General features: G+C 63.0%; 10 protein-coding genes. 9 read left to right on the top strand and 1 reads right to left on the bottom strand.

Going from position 1 to position 12418, the window contains the following annotated elements:
- The first annotated feature begins 144 nt into the window (after positions 1-144).
- Together dnaE and R1T45_RS19855 are read left to right on the top strand one after the other, a co-directional pair.
- Positions 145-3681 (top strand): DNA polymerase III subunit alpha, encoded by a 3537-nt coding sequence (gene dnaE / locus R1T45_RS19860; protein ID WP_317390048.1) that lies wholly within the window; start codon positions 145-147, stop codon positions 3679-3681.
- Between the two features lie 95 nt (positions 3682-3776).
- On the top strand, positions 3777-4343 hold the full coding sequence (locus tag R1T45_RS19855) for a hypothetical protein (protein WP_132444587.1): 567 nt from the start codon (positions 3777-3779) through the stop codon (positions 4341-4343).
- A 31-nt stretch (positions 4344-4374) separates the two neighbouring features.
- On the opposite strand, the gene R1T45_RS19850 is transcribed toward R1T45_RS19855, so the two are convergent.
- A complete protein-coding gene (locus R1T45_RS19850) occupies positions 4375-4569 on the bottom strand; it encodes a SlyX family protein (RefSeq protein WP_120352147.1) in 195 nt (64 codons plus the stop codon).
- A gap of 166 nt (positions 4570-4735) precedes the next feature.
- On the opposite strand from R1T45_RS19850, the gene hisS reads away from it, so the two are divergent.
- From hisS to R1T45_RS19815, 7 genes are all read left to right on the top strand, one after another.
- The gene (gene hisS / locus R1T45_RS19845) at positions 4736-6232 is read left to right on the top strand and encodes a histidine--tRNA ligase (RefSeq protein WP_317390047.1); all 1497 of its coding nucleotides are present in this window, start codon (positions 4736-4738) and stop codon (positions 6230-6232) included.
- Entirely contained in the window at positions 6232-7314 is a 1083-nt protein-coding gene (locus R1T45_RS19840) for an ATP phosphoribosyltransferase regulatory subunit (protein ID WP_067624595.1), read from the top strand. Before hisS ends, R1T45_RS19840 begins: the two co-directional genes overlap by 1 nt.
- Complete coding sequence (gene hisG / locus R1T45_RS19835; protein ID WP_067624598.1) at positions 7311-8000, top strand: ATP phosphoribosyltransferase; 690 nt, start codon at positions 7311-7313, stop codon at positions 7998-8000. The genes R1T45_RS19840 and hisG overlap by 4 nt, the downstream gene beginning before the upstream one ends.
- A gap of 211 nt (positions 8001-8211) precedes the next feature.
- Positions 8212-9027, top strand: coding sequence for an ABC transporter ATP-binding protein (locus R1T45_RS19830; RefSeq protein ID WP_067629499.1), 816 nt, complete (start codon positions 8212-8214; stop codon positions 9025-9027).
- A 73-nt stretch (positions 9028-9100) separates the two neighbouring features.
- Positions 9101-10105: a branched-chain amino acid ABC transporter permease gene (locus tag R1T45_RS19825; RefSeq protein WP_317390046.1), complete on the top strand. Its 1005-nt coding sequence runs from the start codon at positions 9101-9103 to the stop codon at positions 10103-10105.
- Complete coding sequence (locus R1T45_RS19820; RefSeq protein ID WP_067938217.1) at positions 10102-11172, top strand: branched-chain amino acid ABC transporter permease; 1071 nt, start codon at positions 10102-10104, stop codon at positions 11170-11172. The genes R1T45_RS19825 and R1T45_RS19820 overlap by 4 nt, the downstream gene beginning before the upstream one ends.
- Positions 11173-11205: 33 nt before the next feature.
- A complete protein-coding gene (locus tag R1T45_RS19815) occupies positions 11206-12414 on the top strand; it encodes an ABC transporter substrate-binding protein (protein ID WP_236627389.1) in 1209 nt (402 codons plus the stop codon).
- Positions 12415-12418 lie beyond the last annotated feature (4 nt).

The raw sequence follows: 12418 nt of genomic DNA, 5'->3' as shown, positions 1-12418 counted from the left end.
CGGCGTAGAACCGGGCGCGGGCGAGGTAGAGGTTAGGCTAGCGGGGCGGGGGGCGTTTTGGCAAGAAAAAATACCTTGGGCGAAAAATGCGCTGGGTGCGATCCGGTGCTGGTGCCTTTGGGGTGGGTGGCGTAAAAATGCGCCATGTCCAATGATCCCCGATTCATTCACCTGCGTAGCCATTCCGAGTATTCCTTGCTGGAGGGCGCGCTGCGGTTGAAAAAACTGCCCGGCATGTGCCGCGATGCGGGCATGCCCGCGCTGGCGCTGACCGACACCAACAACATGTTCGCAGCACTCGAATTCTCTGTCGCCATGGCGGGCGCGGGCGTGCAGCCGATCATCGGCTGTCAGGTCGATGTGGCCTATGTCGAGGTGCAGCCCGGTGAGAAACCGCGCCCGCCCGCACCGGTGGTCCTGCTGGCGCAAAGCGAATTGGGCTATGAAAACCTGATGAAGCTGAACTCCTGCCTCTACCTCGACAAGGGCGGCGCGGTGGCCGAGGTGACGCTGGCGGAGCTTGAGGCGCTGAGCGCCGATCTCATCTGCCTGACGGGTGGCCCGTTGGGGCCGGTGGGGATGCTTTTGCAAGGCGGCCAGCGCCCGGCGGCAGAGGCGCTGATGGCCCGGCTGCAGGGTGCCTTTGGCGACCGGCTTTATGTCGAGTTGCAGCGCCACCCCGAAGACGGCGGACAGCCCGAGCCCGAGCGTCTGACCGAGCGCGGCTTTATCGAGATGGCCTATGCGATGGATATCCCGCTGGTTGCGACCAACGATGTCTATTTCCCGAAACCAGATATGTACGAGGCCCATGACGCGCTGATCTGCATCGCCGAGGGTGCCTATGTTGACCAAAGCCAGCCCCGGCGTCGCCTGACCGCGCAGCATTACTTCAAGTCGCAGGCCGAGATGGCGACGCTTTTCGCCGATCTGCCCGAAGCGCTAAGCAACACTGTCGAGATCGCCAAACGCTGCGCCTTCATGGCCTACCGACGTGACCCGATCTTGCCGAAGTTCGCCGACGATGAGGTGGCCGAACTGCGCCGCATGGCCAACGAGGGGCTACAGGCGCGTTTGGCGGTGATCCCCCATGCGGTCAGCGTCGAGGACTACCAAAAGCGGCTCGACTTTGAGCTCGGCATCATCGAAGGCATGGGGTTTCCCGGCTACTTCCTGATCGTTGCCGACTTCATCCAATGGGCCAAAGACAATGACATTCCGGTGGGGCCGGGGCGGGGCTCGGGGGCGGGGTCACTCGTGGCCTATGCGCTGACCATCACCGACCTCGACCCCCTGCGCTATTCGCTCCTGTTCGAGCGTTTCCTCAACCCCGAGCGGGTCTCGATGCCCGACTTCGACATCGACTTTTGCATGGACCGCCGCGAAGAGGTGATCCGCTACGTGCAAGAGAAATATGGCCGCGACAAGGTGGGGCAGATCATCACCTTCGGTGCGCTTTTGTCCAAGGCGGCGGTGCGCGATATTGGTCGCGTGTTGCAGATGCCCTACGGGCAGGTCGACCGTCTGTCGAAGATGATCCCGGTGGAAGGGGTGAAACCCGTCTCCATCGAAAAGGCGCTGGCGGATGAGCCGCGCCTGCGCGAAGAGGCCAAGAACGAAGAGGTCGTGGACCGCTTGCTGACCTATGGCCAGCAGGTCGAAGGGCTGCTCCGGAACGCCTCGACCCACGCGGCGGGTGTGGTCATCGGCGACCGGCCGCTGGACCATCTGGTGCCGCTTTACCAAGACCCGCGCTCGGACATGCCGGCGACGCAGTTCAACATGAAATGGGTCGAACAGGCCGGGCTGGTGAAATTCGACTTTCTGGGCCTGAAGACTCTCACCGTCATCCAAAACGCGCTTGATCAGATCAAAGCGGGCGGGCGGCATCTGCACCTCGCCGCCGATGGCCGCCAAATTTATGAGCCGCCAGAGGGGCACGTGGATGACGTGGCCACGATCCCGCTCGATGATAAGGCGACCTACAAGCTTTACTCCAGCGCCAAGACGGTCGCGGTCTTTCAGGTGGAATCCAGCGGCATGATGGATGCGCTCAAGCGCATGAAGCCGACCTGTATCGAAGACATCGTGGCGCTCGTGGCGCTTTACCGTCCCGGCCCGATGGAGAACATTCCGGTCTATTGCGAGGTCAAGAATGGCCAGCGCGAGCTGGAATCCGTGCACCCGTCGATCGACTACATCCTTGAAGAGACCCAAGGCATCATCGTTTACCAAGAACAGGTGATGCAGATCGCGCAGGTCATGGCGGGCTACTCGCTTGGCGGCGCGGACCTGTTGCGCCGTGCGATGGGTAAGAAAATCGCCGAGGAAATGGCCAAGGAGCGCCCCAAATTCGAAAAGGGCGCGATGGCCAATGGGGTCGATAAAAAAAAGGCGGCAGAGGTTTTCGACCTTCTGGAAAAATTCGCCAACTACGGTTTCAACAAATCCCACGCGGCGGCCTATGCTGTGGTCAGCTACCAGACCGCTTGGCTGAAAGCGAACCACCCGGTTGAGTTCATGGCCGGGGTGATGAACTGCGACATCCACCTGACCGACAAGCTGGCGGTTTACTTCGAGGAAGTGCGCAAGCGGCTGGAACTGCCTTGGGTGCCGCCCTGCGTGAACCGCTCGGATGCGACCTTCAAAGTGGTCGACGGCGCGCTGGTCTATGCGCTTGGCGCGCTGAAAAATGTCGGGCTTGAGGCGATGCGGCTGGTGACCGAGGGGCGCAAGGTCGACGGTGTCGATAAGCCCTTTGCCACGCTCTTTGATCTCGCCCGTCGGGTGGACCTCAAGCGCGTGGGCAAGCGCCCGCTTGAGATGCTGGTGCGCTCGGGTGCCTTCGATCAGCTCGACAGCAACCGGCGGCGGGTGTTCCAATCGCTCGACGGGCTGGTGAGCTATTCGGCAGCGATCCATGAGCAGAAAGCCAGCAACCAGGTGTCGCTCTTTGGTGAGGCAGGCGATGATCTGCCCGAACCGCGCATGTTGCCCTGCGACGACTGGCAATCGGCAGAGCGGCTGGCCGAGGAATTCAAGGCCGTGGGTTTCTACCTTTCGGGCCATCCGCTTGATGACTACATGCCGCCCTTGAAACGCAAATGGGCGCGCGAGGCGGGCTTGCCCTTCCTCACGCTGGACGAATTGAACGAAAAGGTCAGCACCCGCGGCGCGATGAACGCGCGGCTGGCGGGCGTGGTCGCCGGACGGCAAGAGCGCAAGTCGGCGCGGGGCAACCGCTTTGCCTTTGCGCAGCTTTCGGACACCACAGGCGGCTACGAGGTGACGATCTTCTCTGACGTGCTGGAGGCGTCGCGCGATCATCTGGAGGTCGGCTCCAAGGTCGTCGTTACGGTCGAGGCCACGATGGAAAGCGACCAGTTGAAGCTTTTGGCACGCGGCATCGGCCCGATCGACGCGGCGGTTGCGGATGCGGGCAGCATGGGACTGCGCGTTTTCATCGACGGGCCGGGGGCCATTCAATCGGTGGCCGATGTGCTTGATGGCGCGCGTCAAGCGGTCAAAGCGGCGGGGAAGGGGCCGGTGCAGTTCTGCCTGATAAACCCAAGCCTGCCCGGCGAGGTCGAGGTTGATCTGGGGCGCGAGTTCCCGGTGACACCGCAGATCAAGGGCGCGATCCGTTCGCTTGATGGGGTGATGGAGGTCGAGGAAATCTGATCTCGCCCCTCGCGCAGATCCGCCCTATTTCCGCCCGTCAGTGGACGGCAAGCAGTGGCTGCGCTAACTGCCTGACAAGCAACGGGGAGCAGAGCATGAAACGACGCATCGGCCTTTTGATCATGGCAGCGCTTCCCTCGGCCTGCGGCATGGCGCCCTCCGCGCCGGCGCCTCAGGTTGCCGAGATCGGCTTTGGCACCGCCCTGCCTTTTGGGGAGGTCGCCCGCGTCTGTGATGTGCGAGAGCAAGATTTGGGCAAGATGGTCGAAGAACCTGCGGCGCGGGGCTATCGGCTGTTCGATTCGCAACCCGGCAGCGCGGGGGCGCGCAGTTTCTACATCACCGGTTTTGCGGATGACTGCGCGCGCCAGTTGACGGCGGCCAATGTCTTGTTCGGCACGCCCTCGGTCTATGAGCAGTTGCACTATGGCCCGGGAGGGGAAAACCTGCCCATCGCCGAGACCGACGCGGCCTATGAGGCGATCAAGGCCAGTGTCTGTGGTGTGGGCAAGGGCAAACCCTGCGGCAAGCGGATTGGCACGCTCGACAAAACGGCGTTTTTCGTCAACGCCTATGAGCGTTTGGGCCAGACCGCACGTTGGTCTGAGGTGTTGGTGCATGACGGGGCGGTGGCCGCCGTGGCAATGAAATCAGCGGATTGAGCGGGTTGCGGGCATAGACCGGGGCTGCCGCTTAGTAATGCGGGGGCCGTTCATCGCCCATGACGACTGCGCCGCCGCCCGAAGCATCCCGTTCCCCCTCGCGCTGCATCAACATATGCACGCGGCGGTTCAGGGTCACGATCTCATCCTCCTGACGGGTGACGATCTCTGACATATCGTCGACCGCGCGGGTCAGATGGGCGATCTGCTCTTCGAGACGGCTGATATGGTCTGCCGTTTGGTCTGGGGTCTGTTCTGTCATGACGCGCATCCTTTTTGCGCGCTCTAGCACGGTCGCGCGGCGCGGGACAGGGGCGCGATGCAGCGTTGCTTGCTCTTGCGGGGGGCTTGGGCTAGACGCGAGGCCAATTGATGCACCGAGGATCCTTGCCATGGCAAAGCCCAAGAAAACCCCCCGTCCCAAGGCGCAAACCCCCAAGGGGTTCCGCGATTATTTCGGGACCGAGGTGACCCATCGGGCCGAGATGCTCAGCAAGATCGCCGCCGTTTATCACCGCTATGGGTTCGACGCGCTGGAAAGCTCGGGCGTGGAGACGGTTGAGGCGCTTGGCAAATTCCTCCCCGATGTGGACCGCCCCAACGAAGGCGTTTTCGCGTGGCAGGAAGATTCCGAAGGCGACAAGCCCGGTGATTGGCTGGCGCTGCGCTATGATCTGACAGCGCCCTTGGCGCGGGTCTATGCCCAGCACCGCAACGATCTGCCGATGCCCTACCGCCGCTATGCGATGGGGCCGGTCTGGCGCAATGAAAAGCCAGGGCCGGGGCGGTTTCGTCAGTTTTATCAGTGCGATGCGGATACCGTAGGCGCGCCATCGGTGGCGGCGGATGCCGAGATTTGCGCGATGCTGGCCGATTGTCTGGAAGAAGTGGGGATCGCACGCGGCGACTATGTGGTGCGGGTGAACAACCGCAAGGTGCTGAATGGGGTGCTGGAAGTTGCGGGCCTTGCCGGAGACGACAAGGACACCGAACGCGGCATCGTGCTGCGCGCCATCGACAAGTTGGACCGCCTCGGCGCAGAGGGCGTGCGCGCCTTGCTGGGCGAGGGCCGCAAGGACGACAGCGGCGATTTCACCAAGGGTGCCGGGTTGGAAGACGCGCAGGCCGATGTGGTCATGGGGTTCATGCAGGCCAAGCGTGACAGCGGGGCCGAGACTGTGGCGCGGCTGCGCGAGTTGGTCGCGGGCTCCGATGTCGGTGTGCAGGGTGTGGATGAGCTTGAGTTAATCTCTGACCTGCTGGCCGCGGGTGGCTATGGCCCTGACCGGGTTGAGATTGATCCGTCGGTCGTGCGCGGCCTTGGCTACTACACCGGACCGGTGTTCGAGGCCGAACTGACCTTTGAGATCAAAGACGAAAAAGGCCGCGCGCGCAACTTCGGCTCGGTCGCGGGCGGTGGGCGCTATGACGGGCTTGTGAAGCGTTTCACGGGGCAGGAAGTGCCTGCGACGGGAGTCTCTATTGGCGTTGACCGGCTGCTGGCCGCTTTAGCTATGCGGGCCGAACGAAGAATGGTACCTGAAGGCCCCGTCGTCGTCACCGTGATGGACCGCGACCGCATGGCCGATTATCAGGCGATGGTCGCCGAGTTGCGGCAGGCGGGCATCCGGGCAGAGGTGTATCTGGGCAACCCCAAGAACTTCGGCAACCAGATGAAATACGCCGACAAGCGTCAGAGCCCGGTTGTGGTCATCGAAGGCGGTGACGAGAAAGACCGCGGCGTGGTGCAGATCAAGGACATGGTGCTGGGCGCGCAACTGGCGCAAGAGGCGAGCCACGATGAGTGGAAAGAGCGCCCGAACCAATATGAAGTGCCCCGCGCCGATCTGATCAAGGCGGTCCGCGATATTCTGGATCGGACAAGCTGATGCCGACACGTTCCGAAACGCTGGCGCGGGCGGCGTCGCTACGCGCGATTTTCGACGCGCAGGGCGCTGTGCTCGTCGAGCCGCCGATCCTGCAACCGGCCGACACGCTGCTGGACCTCTACGGCGAGGATATCCGCGCGCGCGCCTATGTCACCTCGGACGCGCTGCGGGGCGAGCAGATGCTGCGCCCCGATTTCACCGTGCCCGTGGTGCAGATGCATATGGCCCATGGGGCCGAGCCCGCGCGCTATACCTATTCCGGCGAGGTTTTCCGCCGTCAGGAACACGACCCGAACCGCGCCAATGAATACATTCAGGTGGGTTTCGAGGTTTTCGACCGCGCCGACCCGGCGGCGGCAGATGCCGAGGTGTTCGCCCTGATCGCCGAGGCGATGCAGGGGCTGCCGGTGCGCCCGGTGACGGGGGATATCGGTGTGCTGATGGCGGCGGTGCAGGGGCTTGATACCTCGCCCGCGCGTAAACAGGCGCTGATGCGGCATATCTGGCGCCCGCGCCGCTTTCGCGCGTTGCTGGACCGCTATGCGGGGCGCAGCCCGGTGCCTGCCGGTCGCAAAGCGTTGTTGGCCAAGGCAGAGGCCGAGATTTCGGCACCCATGGTCGGACTGCGCTCACAGGCAGAGATCGAAGCCCGCGTGGCAGCGCTGCGCGAGGACGCCAAGACCGCGCCGATTTCCGCGCAGCAAGTTGATCTTTTTGAGGCGCTGTTGGAGGTCAAAGAAACCCTGCCGAACGCGCTGAGCCGCCTGCGCGATCTGGCTGTCGATATGCCCGCCATCGGCGATGCCGTGGCCCGCGTTGCGGCCCGCGCCGATGCGATGCGCGCCCGCGGGATCGACACCGATGCACTGCTCTTCGAGGCCAGCCATGGGCGGTCTTCGATGGAATATTACGACGGTTTCGTTTTTGCTTTCCGGGCGGCCTCGCGGCCCGATCTGCCCAGCATCGCCAGCGGCGGGCGCTATGACGCGCTGACCCGGCGCTTGGGACAGGGCGATGAAATTCCGGCGGTGGGCGGTGTGATGCGCCCCGGTCTGATGCTGGAACTGGAGGCCGGGCAATGACGCTGAAACTTGGTGTGCCGTCCAAGGGGCGGCTGATGGAAAAGACCTTTGAATGGTTCGGCGCGCGCGGCGTGAGCTTGCAGCGCACCGGGTCCGACCGCGAATATGCGGGCAAGGTCGAGGGCATCGAAGATGTCTCTCTGGTGCTGCTCTCAGCCGGAGAAATCCCGCGCGAACTGTCGGCGGGGCGGATCCACCTTGGCGTGACCGGCACCGATCTGGTGCAAGAGAAGCTGGCGCTTTGGGATCAACTGGTCGAGCCGCTGGAGGAACTGAACTTTGGCCATGCCGACCTGATCATCGCGGTGCCGCAGGCTTGGGTCGATGTCGATACGCTGGATGATCTGGATGCCGCCGCGGCGGCCTTCCGCGCTGAACATGGCTTCCGCCTGCGCATTGCCACGAAATACCACCGGTTGGTGCGGGAATTCCTGCGCACCCACGGTGTGGCGGATTACGCGCTGGTCGACAGCCAAGGCGCGACCGAGGGCACGGTGCTGAATGAAACCGCCGAGGCGATTGCCGATATCACCTCCAGCGGAGAGACGCTGCGCGCCAATCACCTCAAGATCCTCAGCGACGGTTTGATCCTGCAATCGCAGGCCACACTCTGGCGGTCGCGCATGGCGCCCCTAGAGGATCACAGCCGCAAAGCGCTGAAAACCCTGATCGCGCAACTGACCTGACGTAGCGTCACAGCCACGGGTTTTTCCCTTCCCTTCCATATGATTGCACCTCCCGAGCCTCTCTGGCTCGGGCGCCTGTCGCCCTGCGACCTATCAAGAGACTTGCGGGATAGCGCGCTTCGGATAGGGTGAAAGGGTCAACAGGCCGATACCACAAGCTCCGCCAAAAGGGGCAGGGATCGGGACATAGGGAGGATCCGTCGATGATCGGATGTCACGCGCCCCTTGCGAGGGGCCGCAGCCGTCGCCGCATGGGAGTGGGCGATTGCTGAAGATTGAGGATTTGCATCTGTCCTTTGGCGGCATCAAGGCGCTGCAGGGGGTGAATTTCGAAGCCGGGGCCGGAGAGATCACCGGTGTCATTGGCCCCAACGGCGCGGGCAAGACCTCGCTTTTCAATGCGATATCAGGGTTTTACAAGCCCGACCGGGGGCGTGTGTCCTTTGACGGGCAGGATATCACGACGCTCAGCCCCGACAGGCGCGCAGGGCTGGGGCTGGCGCGGACCTTCCAGAACATCGCGCTGTTTCGCGGCATGACCGTGCTCGACAACATCAAGCTCGGCGGTCACACGCGGCTCAATACCAACGTCTGGCAAGCGCTGCGCTATTTCGGCGCGGCGCAGAAGGCCGAGTTGGAGCTGCGCCGCGAGATCGAAGAGCAGGTGATCGATTTCCTTGAGATCGACCACATCCGCAAATACCCGATTACCATGCTGCCTTATGGTCTGCAAAAGCGGGTCGAACTGGGCCGGGCGCTGGCGATGCGCCCGCGCGTGCTGCTGCTGGATGAGCCGGTGGCGGGCATGAACCGGGAAGAGACCGCCGACATGGCGCGGTTCATCCTCGACGTGCAGGAGCAGTTCGGCACCACGATCCTGCTGGTGGAACACGACATGCACATGGTGATGGACATCTGCAGCCGCATTGTCGTGCTGAACTTTGGCCAACAGATCGCCAGCGGCACGCCCGAGGAGGTCTCGAACAACCCGGCAGTTATCGAAGCCTATCTGGGGGCCGCGGCATGACGCCGATTTCCTTTGAAGAAATCGCGCCGGAATTTTTGAAAAATTCCGAGGGTAAGGAAAGGGAGGCGCTTTGATGGGGCAGTTCGTGCAATTCGCGATCAACGGGCTGATGGCCGGAGCGATCTACGCGCTGATCGCCGTGGGGATCGTCAGCGTTTACAAGGCGACCAAGGTGGTGAACTTCGCCCATGGTTACCTGATCATGTTCGGGGCCTATTTCTATTTCACCTTCGCCGTGATCGTCCCGGGCCAGCCTTGGGCGCCGACTTGGCTCGCCTCTTGGCAGCCGGGCTGGATGGTCGAAATGCGGGGCGAACTGCCGATGTTTTCGCCCGTGGCGGCGGTGCTTGATTGGGTGGCGAACCTGCCGCGCATCCTGTTGGGGCTGGCGGGGGCGCTGGTCTGCAACGCCATTCTGGGCCGGATCATCGAGCGGGTGTTGATGCGCCCGCTGATGGGGCAATCTATTTTTGCGATGATCATGGTCACGGTTGGCCTGATCTCGATCCTGTCGGGCGCGGCGCAGTTGATCTGGACGGCGGATGCGGCAAGCGTGCCCTATATCGCGCCCAACATGCCGATCCGGTTCGAGTTGTTCGGCACGATGATCTTCCTCTTTGGCACTGATCTGGTGAACATGGTCGTGGCCCTGCTGCTTTTCGGTGGCATCGTCGCCTTCGTGAAGTTCACCAAGGGCGGCATCGCCATCCGCGCCACCGCCGAGGACCAGTCGACCGCCTATTCCATGGGCATTTCGGTGCCCAAGGTCTTCTCCCGCGCTTGGGTGCTGGCCAGCACCACCGGCGCCATCGCGGGGGCGATCCTCGCCACCCGCAACGGCATTTCACCGAGCCTCGGGCTTTTTGGTTTTTCGGTGCTGGCGATCGTGCTGATGGGCGGGCTCGACAGCTATGTCGGCGTGCTGATCGCGGCGATGGTCGTGGGCGTGCTTGAGGCGATGACCCAGTGGCAGATGGGCGGCGGCTGGGCCGAGATCGTGCCCTACGTCACCGTGCTGGTGGTGCTGATCTGGCGGCCGCACGGCCTGATGGGGCAGAAAGAGGTCGAGCGGATATGATCAACGCAAATCTCAAATCCAGCTATGCCGCCGATGAGCGGGTGCTGAACAACCGCTACAAACAGGCCTTCGTTTACGGGTCGATCCTTGCGCTGGCGCTTTTCACCCTGTTCGGCAATGACTACCTGATCCTGATTGCCAGCCAGATGGGCATCCTGCTGATCGCCGTGGTGGGGATCAACATCCTGACCGGCTATACCGGGCTGGTCTCGCTGGGCCATGGCGCCTTCGTCGCCATCGGTGCCTATGCGGTGACCATCTTCGGTAACCTCGGCGCCGGGGTGATCCCGGCAGGATTGATGCCTTTCGTCTCGGTGCCCTTGGCCGTGGCGCTGGCGGCGGCGGTGGGCGTGTTGGTCGGCCTGCCGAGCCTGCGGGTCAAGGGGCTCTACCTCGCCGTGGCGACGCTGGCGGCGAATTTCATCGTGATCTTTTTGATCGAAGAAGACCTCTTTGCCCCTTGGACTGGCGGCATGGTGGGGATCAACACCAATGTGCCCAATCTGCTGGGCTGGGAGTTGGATACCAAACGCGAGATGTTCGGTCTGATTGCGGCGGTGGGGTTGGTGTCGCTGCTGGCCGCGCAGAACTTGATCCGCACCCGCGTGGGTCGTGCCTTCATCGCCATTCGCGACCGCGACTATTCCGCCGAGATCCTCGGCATCTCGCTCTTGCGCTACAAGTTGATGAGCTTTGCCCTCTCGGCCGCGTACTGTGGTCTGGCGGGGGCGCTTTTCGCCTATTTCTACGCCCGCATCCTGCCCGAGCAGTTCGAACTGGCGCTGTCGCTGAACCTTGTGGCGGCGCTGATCATCGGTGGCATGGGGCGCACGATGGGGCCGGTTTTCGGGGTCATCATCGTGGTGATGGTGCCCGAACTTATCAAAGTGCTCTTTGGCGCGCTTGCGGGTGACAGCGCCGGCGCGGGGCAATTGCGCGCGCCCTTGCAGCAGATCGCCTTCGGCGTGCTGCTGGTGTTGTTCCTGCTCAAGGAACCCTTGGGCATCAACCAAATCGTCGACCGTATCCTGCGCGCCGCAAACCGTTGGCCGTTTGCGCGCGGGTAAGAATTCACAAGGCCACATCAGGGAGAAGACCAGATGACCATGAACCGCCGATCCTTCCTCGCCACCACCGCCGCCGCGACGGCGGCCATGGGCACGCCGATGATCCTGCGCGCCCAGCCCAAGGAGTATGTGCTCGGCGCCTCGCTGCCGCTCACCGGGCCCTTTGCCACCGCCGGTCAGTTGGTCGCGCCTGCCTTTGCCATGGCCGCGAAGCTTTTCAACGACGAGGGCGGCGTGGCCGGGGTGCCCATTCGCTTCGTCACCGAGGATTCGGGCTATGTGCCGCAGAATGCGCTCAACAACTACCAGCGGGCGCTGGCCTCTGAAGGCAAGAACATGATCGGCTATTTCGCTGACAGCACGGGGGCGATGAAGCTGATCGCGCCCGAGCTTAAGGGCGAGAACGCCCGGATTATGGGCTCGACCTCTTTCGCCTCGGAACTGGCCGACCCTGCGACGCATCCCTACCAGTATCTCTCGGGTCCAACCTACCAAAGCCAGTTCGACATCCTGTTGCAGAACATCAAGAACGAGGGCGGGCAGAAGGTCGCCTTCATCTTCTCCAACACTGAGTTTGGCCGCGATCCGATCGAACACGGGCGCAAGACCGCCGAGGAGCTGGGCCTCGAGGTCGTGCTGGAGGAAAGCACCAAGGCCGAAGGCGCCGATATCCCCACGCACGTCACCAAACTGGCGCAGTCCGGCGCGGATCACTGCATCCTTCAGGGCTATGTTACTGGCGTCTGGCCGCAGCTTATTGGCGGCGCGCGGCAGTTTGGTCTGCCGGTCAAATTCAAGGGCACCTTCTGGGGCATGGAGAAGCTGATTGCCGACCGCATCACCGCCGAGGCGGGGCCGTTCCTTGCGGGCTATGAGGGCGTCATGCCTTACCGCTATTTCTATGACCGCGAAGAGGCGCCGCGCTATCAGCAGTACGCCGAACTCAGCAAGCAAATGTTCGCGGGCACGCCGTTGGAGAACTACATGTCGACATGGGCGATCCAGACCATGTGCGGGCTGGAGATCGCCATGAAGGCCTTCCGCGACACCGCCGAGGCCGGGCTGGAGCTGACACCCGACAACATCGCCGAGAAGCTGGCGGGGATCTCGGACTGGGATTCGGGCGGCTTCTTTGGTGGGCCGGTGAGCATGGAAAACAACGCCATCGGGACGGGCCGGGTCTATGGCTACAACCCCGAGGACGGGTTGTTCACGCCGAAATCCGATTGGTTCACCGTTTGATAAA

It is taken from the genome of Sulfitobacter sp. LC.270.F.C4 (assembly GCF_032922545.1).
GTDB classification, from domain to species: Bacteria; Pseudomonadota; Alphaproteobacteria; order Rhodobacterales; family Rhodobacteraceae; genus Sulfitobacter; species Sulfitobacter profundi.
Note: the sequence above shows the minus strand (reverse complement) of the source record. Positions and strands in the feature narration are given on the sequence as shown.